8 protein-coding genes are annotated in these 17,289 nt (G+C 69.0%); all 8 read left to right on the plus strand.

What is annotated here, in order from left to right; genetic code table 11:
- Positions 1-776: type II secretion system F family protein (locus C666_RS15565; RefSeq protein ID WP_004342828.1), on the plus strand; the 776-nt coding region annotated here is incomplete at its 5' end.
- 12 nt (positions 777-788) lie between these two features.
- Entirely contained in the window at positions 789-1,724 is a 936-nt protein-coding gene (locus C666_RS15570) for a type II secretion system F family protein (protein WP_004342830.1), read from the plus strand.
- The gene (locus tag C666_RS15575; RefSeq protein ID WP_004342832.1) at positions 1,721-2,701 is read left to right on the plus strand and encodes a tetratricopeptide repeat protein; all 981 of its coding nucleotides are present in this window, start codon (positions 1,721-1,723) and stop codon (positions 2,699-2,701) included. The genes C666_RS15570 and C666_RS15575 overlap by 4 nt, the downstream gene beginning before the upstream one ends.
- Complete coding sequence (locus C666_RS15580) at positions 2,694-3,212, plus strand: hypothetical protein (protein ID WP_004342834.1); 519 nt, start codon at positions 2,694-2,696, stop codon at positions 3,210-3,212. The genes C666_RS15575 and C666_RS15580 overlap by 8 nt, the downstream gene beginning before the upstream one ends.
- Positions 3,209-3,823 carry a TadE/TadG family type IV pilus assembly protein gene (locus tag C666_RS15585; RefSeq protein WP_004342837.1) on the plus strand — a complete coding sequence of 205 codons (615 nt, stop codon included), beginning with the start codon at positions 3,209-3,211 and terminating at the stop codon, positions 3,821-3,823. The genes C666_RS15580 and C666_RS15585 overlap by 4 nt, the downstream gene beginning before the upstream one ends.
- The gene (locus C666_RS15590) at positions 3,820-5,367 is read left to right on the plus strand and encodes a Tad domain-containing protein (RefSeq protein WP_004342839.1); all 1,548 of its coding nucleotides are present in this window, start codon (positions 3,820-3,822) and stop codon (positions 5,365-5,367) included. Before C666_RS15585 ends, C666_RS15590 begins: the two co-directional genes overlap by 4 nt.
- Before the next feature lie 43 nt (positions 5,368-5,410).
- Positions 5,411-15,541 carry a putative Ig domain-containing protein gene (locus tag C666_RS15595; RefSeq protein WP_004342840.1) on the plus strand — a complete coding sequence of 3,377 codons (10,131 nt, stop codon included), beginning with the start codon at positions 5,411-5,413 and terminating at the stop codon, positions 15,539-15,541.
- Between the two features lie 26 nt (positions 15,542-15,567).
- Positions 15,568-17,244, plus strand: a complete 1,677-nt coding sequence (locus C666_RS15600; RefSeq protein ID WP_004342841.1) for a TolC family protein — start codon at positions 15,568-15,570, stop codon at positions 17,242-17,244.
- The last annotated feature ends 45 nt before the right edge of the window (positions 17,245-17,289 follow it).

Below are 17,289 nucleotides of genomic sequence, written 5' to 3' on the forward strand. Positions count from 1 at the left end.
CGGCGGCCTGGCCCTGGCTGGCGCGCCGCCTCGCCTCGCTGCGCGCCGGCCTCGCCGCCCTCGGCTGGCTGCAGACCATTCGCCGCCGGCTGGCGGTGAGCGCCGTGGCGGCCATCGTCGTGGCACTGGTGCTGACGCGCATGACCGGCACGCCGGCCTCCGCCGCACTCGCCGCCGCGCCGCTGCTGTGGCTGGCCGGCTGCACGCTGGCCTACCAATCGGCCATGGCCAAGTATCTGGCGGCGCTGGCGCGCACGCTGCCCGAGGCGATCGACGGCATCACCCGCATCTGCCGCGCCGGCGTGCCGCTGCACAGCGCCTTCAGCATTGCCGCCGACCACGTGCAAGGCCCGCTCGCCGCCGAACTGCGCGAGATCGACCACTGGCTCAAGCTGGGCGTGCCGCTCAAGCAGGTCATGCAGAACTCAGCCGCGCGCGTGCCGCTGGCCGAATACCGCTTCTTCGCCGTGATCCTGATCATCAGCCAGGAATCCGGCGGCCGCCTGGGCGACACCCTCGAACGCCTCGCCGCCACGCTGCGCGCCCGCGCCGAACTGGGCATGAAAGTACAGGCCAAGACCTCGGAGGCGCGCGCCTCGGCCAAGATCGTCGCCCTGCTGGTGCCGGGCGTGCTGCTCTACATGTATCTCAACGCCCCGGCGGACTTCCGCTTCATGTTCAACGACCCCGCCGGCATCAAGGTGATGGCCTATGCCGCCCTCAGCGTCGGCCTGGGCCTGCTGATCACCCACGTCATGGTCAAGCGCATCCGCTGAGGCACGAATCCGATGTACGCCGACCCCTACACCCCACTATTCCTGTTCATCTTCCTCGCCGGCCTGGCGGCCACCGTCCTGCTGCTGCGCGGCAGCATGCGCGACAACCCGCTGCGCCAGCGCCTGGGTGGAGACGCCGACGACACCGCCGAAGCCCCCGCCGGCACCATCGCCGAGGACGGCGCGCCGCTGCCCGCGGCGGCACAGTCCATCGCCCGTTTCGGCCTGCAACTGGCTGGCACCGCGCAGGACCGCCTGGCGCTCGAAAGGCTTCTCGCACAGGCCGGCTGGCGCCGCCCGGAGACTGTCGGCCTGCTGATGGCGGCCAAGTACGGCTGCGGCCTGCTGCTGTGCGCGGGCGCGCTGTGGGGTCTGCTGGGTCCGCAGAGCCGCTTCGGCCTCACCGGCCTCGCGGTGGGCCTGATCGCGCTGTTCGCCGGCACCACGCTGCCCGAGTTGCTGGTCAAGCTGCGCGCCGCGCGCCGCCACGAGGCCCTGTCGCGCAGCATGCCCGACGCGCTCGACCTGATGGTCATCTGCGCCGAAGCCGGCCTGCCCTTTCCGCGCATCCTCAAGACCGTCTCGCGCGAACTGGCGCTCAGCGCCCCCGCCATGGCCGACGAACTGTCCTACACCAGCGCCGAGCTACAACTGCTGCCCGACCGCAGCGCCGCGCTGCGCCATCTCGCCGAACGCACCCGCGTGCCGGCGGTGGAAAGCATGGTCGGCTCGCTGATCCAGGCCGAACGCTACGGCACGCCGCTGGCCCAGGCGCTGCGCACCATCGCCGAGGAAAGCCGCAGCCGGCTGATCCTCGAGCTCGAAGAAAAGGCCGGCAAGCTGCCGGCACAACTGAGCGTGCCGCTCATGACCCTGATCCTGCCCCCGGTGGTCGCCATCGTCGCCACCCCCGCGCTGATGCGCGTCGTCCGGAGCCTGTTGCAATGATCTCATCGACCCGGCAAACCGATACCGCCGCAGGGCGCAGCGCCCTTGTCCGGCGCAAGGCCTGCCGCCTGCTCGCCGCCCCCCTGATCGCCACCCTGCTCTCCGCCTGCGGCGGCATCACCATCCAGGCCGCGCAGGCGCCCAGCACCCGCAACCTGCCGACGACCGCGCCTGTCGCCCAGGCCGCGGGTCCGCAGCAGCCCGCTTCCGCCGCAGACGGCCTCAAGCTGGCGCGGCTGCTGCGCGACCAGGGACGCTACGAAGCCGCCGCAGAGGTCTACGCCCAGCTCGAACAGCGCCGCGAACTCCAGCCCCTGGAGCTGCTGGAATACGCCAGCGTGGCGGCGCAGGTACAGGCACCGCAGGACAGCCTGGCCCTGTTCGGCCGCGCCCGGCACGCGCTGGGCGAAGCCGGCACCACGCTGTCCCCGGCCACCCGCGCCGCGCTATGCAACGGCCTCGGCCGCGCGCGCCTCGCGCTCGGCCAGAGCGATGCCGCGCTGGCCGACTTCGACTGCGCGCTGGCCGCGACCCCCGACGACCTCACCGCGCTCAACGCCAAAGGCGTGCTGCTCGATGCCCGCGGCGAGCATGCCCAGGCCCAGCAACTGCTGTCGCGCGCGCTGGAGATCGCCCCGGCGGACTTCCGCATCCTCAACAATCTGGCGCTGTCCTATCTGGCCAGCGGTGACGGCGCCCGCGCCACCCGGCTGCTGTCGCAGACCGAGCTGCGCGGCTGGCCCACGCTCAGGCTGAACCTGGCCTTCGCCCATGCGCTCGGCGGCGACGAAGCGCGCGCGCGCCAGACCCTGCTCACCCTGATGGACGCCGCGCAGGCCGACCACGCGTTGGCCGACTTCGCCCAGCGCCTGGCACGCATCCGCGCCGGCGCCCCGATCGCCGACGAACTGCTCTCCGCCAGCCGCCAGGCGCTGCCGCTGATACCCGCCTCGCGCGAAGGAGACGGCCGTGGCTGACGCGGCACTGCGTCCTCTACGCCGACGGCCGCGCCAGCGCGGCGCGATCGCCGTCGAGGCAGCCTACATCCTGCCCGTCCTCATCACCGCGGCGATGATGTTCATGGAACTGGCCAACATCGGCCTCACCATCAACATGGGCGCCACCGCGCTGGAACGCGCAGTGCAGCAGTTCCGCCGCGACGACAGCGTCGCGCTCGACCCGGACGCCATGAAGGCGCTGCTGCCCCAGCGCATGGCAACCGCCTCGCATGGCTACCTGGGCGAGGACGACATCGCCGCGGTCACGGTGGAGAGCTTCACTTCGCTCGACGCCATGGGCGGTGGCAGCGCCGCGCAGGACGACGACCACACCCATGGCGACGACATCCCGGCGTGGCGGATCACCGTCGACATCCGCAAGAACTTCATCACGCCGCTGCCGCGCCTGTTGTCGATAGACAGCAGCGCCTTCCGCTACCGCTACCAGGAAGTACTCGCCTACCTGCCGCCGGAGGACCAAGCGCAATGAAGCGCCCCACTTTCGCGCGCACCCGGCCGGCGCCGCGCCAGCGCGGCTCGATGGCGGTGGAAACCGCGCTCGCCCTGCCGATCCTGCTCGGCGTGGGCCTGATCGGCAGCGACATGCACCGCATCGGCCTCGAACGCACGCGACTGGAGAACACCGCCGGCTCGGTGGCCATCAACCTCGCCGCGCAACGCACGCTGACCGCCCCCGGCCTCGACGCACTGATCGACACCACGCTGAAGGGGCATGCCGAGCACCAGCAAGTGATCGTGCTGCACGTGCTCCAGTCCGGCCGCATCGAATGGGCGCTGCAGCGCGGCGACGCCGAGGACCTGTGCGAACCGGCCAGCGATGGCGCCAACTACACCGGCACGCTGCCCGAAGACCCGCCGGACGACGAAGGCGGCACCGGCAGCGACGACGGCAGCCGGCTGTCGCTGATCGTGGTCCAGGCCTGCCGCGACACCAGCAACGTCCTGCTGTCGGGCGGCCTGGTACTGCCGCGGGTATTGGAAGCCGTCGGCGTGTTCCGCACCACGTCCATGACGATCACCCTCGACGAAGAACTCCAGGAACAGAGCCGGGCCAGCGGATTGGCCTACACCGAATCATGAAACCGATACCCTTCCGCCTGCCGTCCATCCCCCCGCGCCAGCGTGGCGCCGGCGCCGTGTCGCTGCTGCTGTTCATCGGCGCCGCGACCGGCATCGCCGCCTATGCGGTCGACAGCTCGCGCACCACCGCCAGCGCGGCCCAGCTCAAACACGCCACCGACGCCGCGGCGATGGCCGTCACCATGGCCCACGCCCGCGACGACACCATCGACACCCAGTCGCTGGCCGAAAAATACGTGCATGCCAACCTTGGCATGGACGGCGCACAGTTCGAGCAGCAGCTCGACATCGCCCTCGAAACGGTCACCAGAGACGATGCCGACGGCTTCCGCGTATCCGCCACCTTCCGCGCCAGCTCGCTGCTCGGCAACGACGCCGACGTCACCGTCTCGTCGGCCGCCGTGGCGCGCAACAAATCGCTGGAAGTCGCGCTGGCGATACCCAACACGCTCAGCGAAAACGCTGCCAATCTCGCCGCCTTGCGCCGCCTCGGCAAGCGCTTCGCCGAAAACCTCATCGGCAATCGCGACAACACCTGGCTGGCGCTGGTGCCCTATAGCCAGGCGGTGAGCGTCTACGACGCGCGCCAAGCCAACCGCATCCGCAACTGGGCCGCCCCCGGCGCACTCAACCCGGTGGAACTGACCTCGCTGTTCCGCACCGGCTATGCCGGCCTAGCCGACCGCCGCATCCCCGACCGCCGCGCCAACCTGCTGTGCATGTACCGCGGCCTGGACCGGGGCGAAAACTACTTCTGGGACGAAGCGCCCGCCGGGCAGTTCAAGGTCTATTACCGCCACGACCTGCCGGAAAACGGCAGCCCCGGCGCCCCACCCATCTCGTGGGTCGGGCCCAACCCCGACTTCGGCCAGGCCACCGGCGTCAACGACACACGCTGGATGACCGCCGACCGCGGCTGCCCGAATGCCGCGCTGCTGCCGCTGACCAACGACCTGGACGAAATCGACACGCGGCTGGACCAGATGTCCACCCGCTTCAACGTCAACTACGCCATCGCCATGGGCTGGAGCGCAATGGCGCTGGCGCCGGAGTTCCGCGGACCGGGCGGCTGGGGCCTGGAGAACGACCTGCCGCGCGATTTCGACGAAGAAGGCGGCGACACCGTCAAGGCCATCGTCCTGCTGGTCAACTCGTCCGACCAGCGCTGGTTCGACTCCGACGCCTACAACGCCTGGGTCGGCGAAAAGATCGACGGCGACCGCGACCTCGGCTCGCGCAACGACCCGCTCATCACCGAGCGCTTCGCCAACCTGTGCCGCAGCTTCCGCGAACGCCGGCTGCGCTTCTTCCTGATCGTCACCGGCAGCGACGAAGCCGAGGACGAAGACGGCCAGATCGCCAGCGCCTCGGAATTCCGCCGCGTCGCCGGCCCCGGCCTGCAGCGCTGCGCCGAAAGAGGCTCCGACCTGACCTATCTATCCGGCTACGACTTCGTCGCCTCGGAAGGCCGCATCGAATCCCGGCTGGACGCGATCATCGACGAGCTTCGCCTGCAGAGCAACTTCGCCCGGCTGGTCGAATAACGCCACGCCATCCCATTCATTTCCCTGTTTCCGGAAGGCCTCCATGACCACACGCCTACATTCCCCCCGTTTCCGCCAGGCCCTGGCCCTGGAGCCCCGCATCCTGCTCGATGCCGCCATGGTGGAAACCGCCACGGAAGTCGCGGAGCAATCCAGCGAAGCGACCTGGGAACGCCCCGGTTTCGCCGCCACGCCGGTGGACGTGAACCTGACGGTGACGGACACCACGGACGAGTTCCCCGCCATCGACCTGTTCAGCAACGTCAGCGTGTCGCCCGACAACTTTGGCGAAGACGAAGGCGTGGATGAGTATGGCGACCCCAACGGCCACCCGCTGCGCAACCTGACCATCTCCGTCAGCGCCGCCGGCACATCGCACGCGCTGGTAATCGACGGCTCCACCATCGCCCTCGAACCCACCGCCCTCCCGGGCAGCACGGCGAACAACGGCTATACCTACACCGTTTCGGTCAGCGGCGACACCGCCACCATCGTCATCGCCATCGACTCCTCGCTGATCGACGTGGCCCGCAGTTCTGCCGGCGTGGCAGCGCTGATCGACAGCATCGCCTACCAGGCGCAGGACATCGACATCACCACCAGCGACGTATCCGTCAGCCTGAAGCTGGACGACTCCAACGGCGACGGCACCAGCGACGCCACCGAAGGGCGCATCACCTCCACAATCCACATCACCCGCGACAGCGATCTGCCCGTGGCGCCGAACCTTTCCAGCGGCCCCGCGCTGGAGGCGGCCGAATCTTTCGATGGCGACAAAGGCTTGCCTGGAGCCGATCAGGTGGCCTATTCGATCGACGGCAAATACGCCTACACGGCAGGCGCCGGCAGCTTTGCCACCTTCTCGGTCGATGCCAGCGGCCGCCTCACGCTGGTGGACAGCGTGGCGGTGGCGGACCTGGGCACCGTCGGCAGCCTGATCGCCAGCAGCGACGGCAAATCCGTCTACAGCCTGTCCACCAACGGCAAGCTGGTGGAAATGAGCGTCAATGCCAACGGCACCCTCAGCCACGTGGGCACCTATGCGGTCAGCAACAACTCCTCCGGCAGCCTGGCCATCTCAACCGACGGCACCCAGGTTTACGCCGACGGCGGCGAAAACCAGCGCGCCATCAAGATCTACACCCGCGACACCGGCACCGGCAGGCTGGTCGTCTCGCAGCAGTTTTCGGACATCACCCTGTCGGGCACGGAATACGATGCCCTGAACGGCGGCGCCGGCAACTACAACGGCGCAACCATCACCATTGCCCGCAGCGACGGCGCCAACGCCAGCGACGGCTACAGCTTCGCCACCAGCTACTCCGGCGGCACCCTGCGCTACAGTGATGGCGAGATCCTCTTCACCGACTATTCGAGCTGGCCGTACGTCGAGAACCCCATCGCCACCTTCGTCAACACGGACGGCACGCTGGCCATCAGCTTCACCGAAGACGTCAGCACCGAAATGGCCAACCGGGTGCTCAATCAGATCAGCTTCCAGACCGGCACCCCCGACAGCATCGCCCTGACGCTGCAGGTGGGCTCCCATGCCCAGAGCGTGTCGATCGAAGGCGGCGGATATGAGCTGAAGTCCGCGCAAGACATCAACAACGCCATCCGCCAGACCACCGTCATCCAGGCGGGCAACCACCTCTACGCCGTCAACAATGGCGGCAGCCTCTGGGGCAACCGCACGCTGGAGGTATACCAACGCAACGACGACGGCACCTGGTCGATGCTGGACAACCTCACGCAGCTCAACACCGGTACCGACTGGGGCAGCACGCCCGACGCCATCGCCGTATCGGCGGACGGCCTATACGTCTATGTCGGCGCGCAAGGCTCGGGCACGCTCGACGTCTATCAGCTCGACACCGGTTCGGGCTTCCTCAACCGGGTCAACTCCATCGCCCTGCCCGGCAATGCGGAAAACGCGGACAGCGTCAGCCTGAGCACCGACGGCAAGACCCTGCACCTCGTCACCAACGACGGCACCGCCAGCATCTACAGCGTTTCCGGCAGCCGCCTGACGCTGCAAGGCAGCGTCTCCGGTATCACCAGCAGCGGCGATGTGGCGCTGTCCAGCGACGGCCTGTCGCTGATCGTCGCCGATGGTGGCGGCATCACCCGCTACAGCCTGGCGCAGACGCTCAACCTGGGCGAGAGCATCGCCTTCGCCAGCGGCCTGAGCCTGTCGGACAAGAACTCCGACAAACTGGCCGACGGCGCGGGCAACTACAACGGCGCCAGCATCACCATCACCCCCAGCGTGGCCAGCGGCGGCTTCGACTTCGTGGAAAACAACGGCCTGCGCCTTGCCGACGGCAAGATCCTGCGCAACGGCTCGCCCATCGCCGACTTCACCACGGCCGCAAACGGTACGCTGACCGTCAGCTTCACCGCCGGCACCAGCACCGCCGTGGCCAACCAGGTACTGCAGCAGATCACCTATGGCAACAGCACGGCCAGCGTGGCCGGCAGCCGGATCACCCTCGGCATCCAGGCCAGCGATGGCGAACTGACCAGCACCACACAAACCGTCACCCTGCGCGTCAACACCCTGCCCGTGCTGGATACCGCCGTCGCCGACGGCTACACCCTGCGCGGCGCCACCAGCGAAACGCCTTATAGCTTCACCCTGTTCCCCGGCCTGTTCAGCGACGCCGACGGCGACGCGCTGACCTGGAGCATCGACGGGCTGCCCGAGGGGCTGAGCTTCGATGCGCAAACGCTGACCATCTCCGGCAGCACCACGGAGACGGGCTCATTCGATCTGGTCGTCCGCGCCACCGACGCGGGCGGCAACGCAGCCAGTCTGGAGCTGACGCTGGACGTGGCCCAGATCGCCAACCGCGCGCCGCAGGTCAATGCCGACGCGAACACCTCGCTGGACAGCTTCACCGAGGGCGAAGCGGGCAGCATCACATTGGACGGCGGCCTGTTCACCGACGCGGATGCCGTCTATGGCGACGATCTGAGCTGGACGGTTTCCGGCCTGCCCTCGGGCCTGAGCTTCGATGCCGCGACCCGCAGCATCTCCGGCACCTCCAGCGCGGTAGCCGACTACACGCTGACCGTCACCGCCACCGACGAATCGGGCCGGAGCGCGCAGACCGAACTGACGCTGCGGGTCATCAGCACGGCGGAGGCCAACAACCAGGCGCCCAGCCTCAATGCCGACGCCAGTTCGCTGATCTACGCCAACGGCACGCTGAGTGGCTATGGGAGCACCGGCACCTATGTCAATGGACTGGTGCTGTCCAACGACGAAACCATCCTTGCGGTGGCCAGCAGCACATCCCAGAATGGCAACGGCACCCATTACCTGAACATCTACAGCCGCGACACCGCCACCGGCGCATTGACGCTGCTGCAGGTGTTCACGCAAGGAATAGCAGACGACCCGGACACCAATGCAATTGAAGTGGACGGTTTGCAGAACGTCACCTCCGTAACCTATTCCGGCGACGGCAAGCAGTTGTATCTGACGGGCTACAACAGCACTGGCGGCGCCAGCAGCCATGCGCTGATGGCGTTCAACGTCAATGACGATGGCACGCTGAGTTACCTTGGCCATTCCGACAATCTGGGCGAAAAGGTGCTGCACATCAGCGCGGATACGGACAGCGGCACGCTCTATGCGCTGTCGGCCACCAAGATCTACGCTTTCGATGTGAGTGGCAACGGCGCTTTTGAAGCCGTTGGCACCTATACCCCCGCCAATGGCTTCGGTACCGCCGTGACCATGCGCGTGGCGGGCGACACCGCATATGTGCTGTCAGGCGGGCGATTGACGGTCTACAGCATTGCCAACGATGGTGCGTTGAGCTACCTCGGCCAGATGCTGCGCACCAGCGCAACGCTCACCTACACCGATGCCGATGGCGTCGCTGGCGAGACCTTCACGATGCCTAGCTCCAATGCCTTTGGCGGCGCCATTTCGATGAGCGTCTCCGAGCAGGGCTATATCTACCTGGTCACGACCAATGGCTATCTCACCACGCTGCACTACGACAGCGCCACCAATGCGCTGACCTATGTGGACGCCCAGGGCGTGACGTCCTACTTCGCCGGTCAAGCCGCGATTCACGGCGTCAATGTTTCGCCCGATGGCACAGCGCTTTACGTGGTTGCTTCAGCCACCGCGAACCTGCTGATCTTCGATATTGGCAGCGATGGCACGTTGGCAAACGCACGCACGCTGGCGATCAGCGGCGCAGGTTCGCGCATAGCGGTCAGCGCTGACGGCACCTCGATCTATGTCGGCAAACACTTGTATTTCGGCACCGTCACCCTCAACACCATCCAGGCCACCGGCGTGGGCGGCGCTTTCGCCGAAGGCGGCTCCGCCATCCTGCCGGCCGCCAGCCTGACCCTGTCCGACGCCGACTACGACGCGCAGGACAACTACAACGGCGCCAGCATCAGCATCGTGCGCGCCGAGGGCGCGGATGCAGCCGACAGCTTCGGTTTCGAAAACAGTGACGGCCTGAGCCTGAGCGGCGGCGTGATCTCGCTGAACGGCACGCCCATCGCCAGTTTCGAGAACAGCGGCGGCGCACTGCTCATCGCCTTCACCGCGGATGTCGGCAAGGCCACCGCCAACGCCGTGCTGCAGCGCATCAGCTACATCAACGCCAGCAGCGACCCGGGCAGCAGAATCACCCTGGAGGTGACGGCGGGCGACGCCTACACCGGCACGTCGATCGACGTGGTACTCGACGTCGCCGAGATCAACGACGCGCCCACGCTCAGCGCCAGCCCCATCGCCGCCACCTATGTGGCCGGCGCCTACGGCGGCGTGCGGCTGTTCGACGATACCGCCGTCTCGGCCATGGAGCAGGCACAGAAGATCGCTTCGCTGACCCTGACCGTGGGCGGCGTGGCCGACGGCGCCAGCGAAACCCTGAACATCGACGGCAGCGCCATTGCGCTGGCGTCCGGTACGACCACCACCGGCAGCGGCTACAGGGTCACGGTGAACCTGGACGGCGAAACCGCGACCGTCACCATTTCGAGCAGCGCCGGCATTGCCGCGGCGGACGCCGCCAGGCTGGTCGACGGCATCGCCTACGCCAACGGTGATGACGGCGCCAGCGGCAGCCGCACGGTGACCCTGGCCGCCGTGCAGGATAACGGCGGCATCGCCAATGGCGGAAGCGACACCACCGCGCTGGACATCACCGCCAGCGTCGTCCTGAGCAGCCTCAACACCGCTCCCTCGCTGAACGCCACGCCCATTGCCGGCACCACCTTCACGGAAAACGGCACGTTCGTCGCGCTGTTCGGCGGCACCGCGGTATCCACCGGCGAGGGCGGCCAAACGATTCTGGCGCTGGCGCTGAGCGTCGGCGGAATCAAGGACGGCCCCAACGAAACCCTGCTCATCGACGGCGAGCGCATCGCGCTGGTCGAAGGCACTTACGAAACGGCCAATGGCCTCAGCATCGAGATCAGCGTCGACGGCGAAACCGCCACGCTGAACGTCTCCAGCGCCAGCGGCATTTCGAGCAGAGCACTGGCCGCGCTGATCGATGGCCTCGCCTATGCCAACGCCAGCGAAGATCCGACGGCGGGCAACCGCAGCATCACCCTGACCGGCGTGCAGGACAACGGCGGCACGGCCAACGGCGGCAACGACAGCACCACACTGGACATCACCGCCACGGTGGCGGTGGTGGCGGTCAACGATGCGCCGGTGCTGGAAGCCGGCGCCGCGGCGGCGATCTATGCGGCCAGCGGCAGCAGCGCCGCGCTGTTCAGCGACACCCGCATCGACGTGGTGGAAAGCGGCCAGCACATCGCGGCGATCACGCTGACGGCCTCCGGCCTGCTCAACGGCGGCAGCGAAACCCTGAGCGTAGACGGCAGCCTCGTCGCCCTCGTGGAGGGCAACGCCGGCACCACCGCCAACGGCTACGCCTACAGCGTGGGCGTGGACGCCAACGGCGGCGCCACCTTGAGCATCAGCCGCACGGGCGGCATCACCGCCGGAGACGCCGCCGCGCTGATCGACGGCATCGCCTATGCGAACCTCAACACGACCTACAGCGCTGGCGAGCGCAGCTTCAGCCTGAGTATCCAGGACAGCGGTGGCAACGCCGACGGCGGCAGCGACACGACCACCCTGCCCGCCACGGCCACCCTCACGCTGGTGAGGAACTCCGCCCCAGTGCTGGGCAGCACGCCGGAGCGCGAGACGCTGGAGGTCGTCGAAAGCCTCACCGCAATCAGCGGCCTGAGCGACGTGGCCGCCAGCGTGCTGAGCAGCAACGGCAACGCCTTGTACGCGGTCTCCAGCGACGGCGCCATCGCCATCTTCAGCCGCAACCCCGGCAGCGGCGAGCTGACCTACCTGGAAACACTGGCCAGCGGCCTTGGCAACGTTAGCGACATCCAGCTCGGCGCGGACGACGACACGCTGTACGTGCTGGGCAACAACGGCGATGCCATCGCCGTCTTCACCCGCTCCGCGGTCGATGGCAGCCTCTCGTCCGAGCAAGTGCTGACGACCACCAGCGTACGCGACTTCACGGTAAGCGCGGATGGCACGCTCTACGTGGTGGACGGCAACTATTCGGGCCTGCTGGTCTATGGACGCGACGCGAACGGCCAGTACGCACCGACCCAGCAGATCGTCGCCGACGCCAACCGCGAGCCCTACCTGTTCGCCGGGGTGGATGTCGAGGTCGTGGGCGATTACCTGTACGTCATCACCAACCCGACCTCCGCCGCGCTGCCCGACACGCTGATCGTCTACACGCGCAACGTCGACGGTACGCTGGGCGAAGCCGTCCATGTGCGCGGCGGCAACGGCATCGGCCTGAACGACCCGCTCGCCCTCGCGGTTTCCGCCGATGGCGGCACGATCTACGTGGCCGGCGCCGCTGGCGTGAGCATCTTCGGCTTCGCCGACGGCACGCTGCGCCAACTGGGCAGCATCGACGGGTTGAGCGGTGTCAGTGCCATCGCCCTGGCCGCCGACGGCGACAGCCTGTACGTGAGCAGCGCCGACGGCATCGGCCGCTACGACGTGCGCGCCCCCGGCGCGGCGGCCCCGCTGCAGACCCTGGCAAGCGCGGCGGTCGCCCGCGACCTGAGCGTGAGCGCCGACGGTGCGCTGGTCGCGGCCACAGGCGCCGGCCTGGTCAACCTGCGCGACGGCTTGGTGCCCAGCCTGGCACTGTCCTACGACGAACAAGGCGAGCTACCGCTGGCCGCCAATCTCAACCTGAGCGACGCCGAGCACGACGCCATCGACGGCGGCGCCGGGAACTACTTCGGCGCCGGCATCGGCCTCGAGCGCGCCGGCGGCGCCAATGCCGCGGACACCTACGGCCTGGCCGAAGGCAATGGCCTGAGCCTGGCAGGCGAGGAAATCCGCCTGGACGGGGCGGCCATCGCCAGTTTCGTCAATGTCGGCGGCGCACTGGCCATCCGCTTCACCGCCGACGTGAGCACCGCCACCGCCAACGCGGTGCTGCGCCAGCTCACCTACCGCAACGCCAGTGACGACCCAGGCCCCGCCGCGACCCTGGTACTTTCGGTCAGCGACGGCTACGGCGTCCGCGACAGCGTGGAGCTGGTGCTGTCGATCACCGAGGTCAACGACGCGCCGACCGCTAGCGCCAGCGCCAGAAACCCGGTCCATGCCGAAGGCGGCGAGGCGTCCAGGCTGTTCGCAGACAGCGTGCTTTCCACCGTCGAAAGCGGCCAGTCGATCACCTCGCTGACCCTGGCCATCACCGGCCTGCGCGACGGCGCCAGCGAGATCCTGAATGTGGACGGCACCGCCATCGCCCTGGTGGCGGGCAACAGCGGCACCACCTCCAGCGGCTACAGCTACAGCGTGGTGGCAGGCGGCGAGGGCTCGGTCACGCTGCTGATCGACACCGGTGAGGGCATCAGCGGCGAGGCCGCCTCCGCGCTGGTCGATGGCATCGCCTACACCAACGCCAGCGCCGACCCGAGCGCCGGCGAGCGCAGCGTCGGCCTGATCGCCCTGCGGGACGACGGCGGCACCGCCGACGGCGGCAATGACCTAGCCAGCCTCGACATTGCCGGCACCGTCACCGTGCTGGCCGTCAACGACGCGCCGACGCTCTCCGCCACGCCGCTTCCGCACACCATCGACACCGAAGGCAGCGGCCCGGCCACGCTGTTCAGGGATACCGCCATCGACACCGTCGAAGGCGGCCAGGCCATCTCGTCGCTGACGCTCACCGTCTCCGGCCTGAGGAACGGCGGCAGTGAAATGCTGATCATCGGCGGCCGCGCCGTTGCGCTCGTCGCGGGCACCACCGACATCGGCGGCGGCCTTGGCGTCACCGTCGGCCTGGCCGATGGAAGCGCCACGGTGACGATCTCCAGCGCCGCCGGCCTGTCCCCCGCCGACGCCGCCGCGCTGGTGAACGGCATCGCCTACCAGGCCGCGGCGGACGGCGTGCTTTCTGCCGGGCAGCGCGTCATCACCCTGACAGCCGTCAGGGACGACGGCGGCAGCGCCGACGGCGGCAGCGACACCACGGCGCTCGGCGTCGCCGCCACCGTGGATGTGGTCTACGTCAACGACACGCCCAGCCTCGCCACCACGCCAGCCCAGGGCCTGAGCCATGTCGCCGGCGAGGCCGGGGTGCGCTTGTTCGGCGACACCGTCATCGACGCCGGCGAGCGCAGCCAGGGTATCCGTTCGCTGACCCTCACCGTCTCGGGTCTGCGGGCTGGAGACGGCGACGCCTTGGTCATCGACGGCACCACCGTGGCCCTGGTCGCCGGCAGCGCCACGACCGCCAGCGGCCACGTCGTCACCATCGCCCTGGACGGCGGCACCGCCACGGTGAACATCGGCAGCGCCGCAGGCATGACCACGGCCGACGCGGCGGCGCTGGTGGACGGCATCGCCTATCGCAGCGTCGCGGACGGCACCCTGTCGGCCGGCACGCGCACCGTTACCCTGGTGTCTGTCCAGGACAGCGGCGGCGGCGGGACCGACACCACCCGCCTGACGGGCCTCTCGGTCACCATCACGCTGCCCGATGCCGCGCCGCACGCCACCGACACCGACTATTCGCTGAACACCCGGGCCGCCACCGCCTACGAGGCCGTGCTGCCGGAAAACCTGTTCCGCGATCCCAATGGCGACACCCTGAGCTGGCACGTGGATGGCCTGCCCGAGGGCCTGAGCTTCGATCCAGCGACGCGAACCATCAGCGGCACGGCGGCCGCGCCCGGCACCGCGACGCTCGTGGTGACCGTGACCGATGGCAACGGCCAGACTGCAACCCGCAACCTGACGCTGACGGTCGCGGAGCCGGCCGTGGTCCCCGTCGATCCGACTGACCCGACCGGGTCCGAGGTACTGCCCTTCGTTCCGCAGCACGAAGACATTCTGAACGACTGGCGCCATGAACCGGCGGCACAAGGCGGAGCGCCTGCGCCCGAACCGTTCGGCACCACCCGCCCTGTCGTCGCCGACGACATCGGCGGCGCCGCCAGCGCGGCACGCGCGGCGCTGGACCTGCTCGACACGCTCGACACCCTGCGCGAGACCGAAGCACGGCCGTCGCCCAATACCTTGCAACTCGCCGACGGCCGTGTCACCCCGCTGGTGATGCTCGCCGCCCAGGACGGTCCGGCCTACGCCGCCAGCGTGGCCACGCTGCACGGCGCCTGGCGCGCGGACGTGGCCGGCAACCGCCAGGTCTTCGCGCTGCCGGCCGGCCTGTTCGTGAGCCGCGAACCCATCTCGACGCTCACACTGCGCATGGCCGACGGCCGTCCGTTGCCGACCGGCCTGCGCCTGGACGTGGAACGCGGCCTGATCGTGCGCAGCGGCCTGCAAGGCAGCGGCCGCGAGCTCGAACTGGATCTGCTGCTGAAAACCGCCGATGGCCACACCCTGGCCGTGCGGCTGACGCTGAGCGGCCAGGAGCGGCCCGGCCCCGCCGGCGGCACCGACATGAGCGACGCGGCGGCGGCGCAGAGTGCGGGCAAGGAAGCCGTCAGCCTGCAACTGCGCGAACACGCCGCCCGCGACCTGATGGCGCAAGCCCATGCCTTCCTCGCCGCGCTGGGCGCCGACCCCGCATCCAGCACGGCACCTCTTTCCACCCGCCTGTCCTCCGGCGCAGCGCAGACTTCCGCGCCCGCCGCCCACGTTTCCGCAGAAAGCTGATGAGACCCATGACACACGCCAACCTTATGTCCCGTCCCGCCCCCCGTCACCTCGCCCTTGGCCTGATCACCGCAGCCGTGCTGTCCGGCTGCGCCGTCACGCCGCCCGCCGCCCTCACCACGCAGGATTTGCTGCAACAGGACCGCAGCGACCGCCAGGCCATGTTCGCCGCGCAGGAAGCGATCACCGCGCCAGTGACGCTGGACGAGGCCATCGCCCGCGCCATCAAGTACAACCTGCAGCAGCGCCTGGCGCTGATGGAGCGCGCCCTGGAGGACAATCTCGTCGCGGTGCAGAACCAGGGCATGCTGCCCAAGCTGGCCGCGCGCGCCGGACTGCGCACGCGCAGCAACGAGTACGCCTCGTCCAGCGAATCCATCCTCACCGGCCGCGAATCGCTGGAACCCTCCACCAGCCAGGAACGCGGCATGCACAGCGCCGACCTGCAACTATCGTGGAACGTGCTCGACTTCGGCCTGAGCTACTTCGGCGCCAAGGCGCAGGGCAACAAGGCGCTGGCCGCCGAGGAGCGCCGCCGCCGCGTGGTCGCCGACATCATCCGCCAGACCCGCAGCGCATACTGGAACGCGGTCACCGCCGAGCGCCTCAAGGACCGCGTGGCGCAGACGCTGGCGGAAACGCGCCAAAGCCTGGACTACGCGCGCCAGACCGGCGAACGCCGCCTGGTGGCGCCGCTCACCGCGCTGCGCTACCAGCGCGACCTGCTCAGCATGGTGCGCCAGCTCGAAACCCTGGATGCCGACCTCGCCCTGGCCCGCTCCCGCCTCGCCAGCCTGATGAACCTCGCGCCGGGCGCCACCTTCCAGCTCGCCCGCATCGACGACGACGCGCTGGTGGCGCCGAAGCTGCCCTACGAGCGCACCGACCTCGAAGCCCTGTCCATGGTGCGCCGCGCCGAGCTGCGCGAGGAAGGCTACCAGGCGCGCAACGCGGTGCTGGAAACACGCATGTCGCTGCTGCGCCTGCTGCCCAACGCCTCGCTGTTCGGCGGCGTGAACTACGACAGCAACAAATACCTGGCGAACAGCAACTGGGCCGATGCCGGCATGCAGGTGAGCTGGAACCTGATGAACGTGCTGTCGTGGTCGGCCATCGAGAAGAGCGGCAAGACCCGCGAGCAGGTCGCCGAACTGCGCCGCCAGGCCCTGCGCATGACCGTGCTCACGCAGGTCAACGTCGCCTGGCTGGAACGCGAACGCGCCGAGGCCCTGTTCAACCGCGCCAATGAGCTTAGCCGCCTGCAGGACGCCATCCGCACGCAAACCGAGAACGCTGCGCGCAGCAACGCCGAGACGCAGCTCGAACTGGTGCGCGCCCGTGTCGAGACCCTGTTGTCCACCCGCGCCCGCGACCTGGCCTATGCCGAACTGCTCAATGCCCAGAGCACGGTCTACCAGGCCGCCGGCATCGACCCGCTGCCGGATCAGGTCGCCGACCTGAGCGTGGGCGGGCTGGCACGCGTGATCGCCGACACCAACCGCCTGATCGAGCGCGGCCACGTCGAGATTCCGCGCCTGCTGGACACCGCTCCGGCCCCGGTGGCGGCCCTGCAAGCCGAACCCGCCGCCGTCGCCCAGGCTGCCCCCGTCCCCGCGCCGCTGCCGGCGCTGCGCACCGTGGGCGGCGACCGCTGGAACTCGCTGGGCTCGATCGCGGCCGGGGCCGATGCGGATGCGCGCTAATCCCGCCCCAGCACGCCATGCGCTGGCCGCGCTGCTTGCGGCCGC

The sequence above is a fragment of the Thauera linaloolentis 47Lol = DSM 12138 genome (genome assembly GCF_000310205.1).
GTDB classification, from domain to species: domain Bacteria; phylum Pseudomonadota; class Gammaproteobacteria; order Burkholderiales; family Rhodocyclaceae; genus Thauera; species Thauera linaloolentis.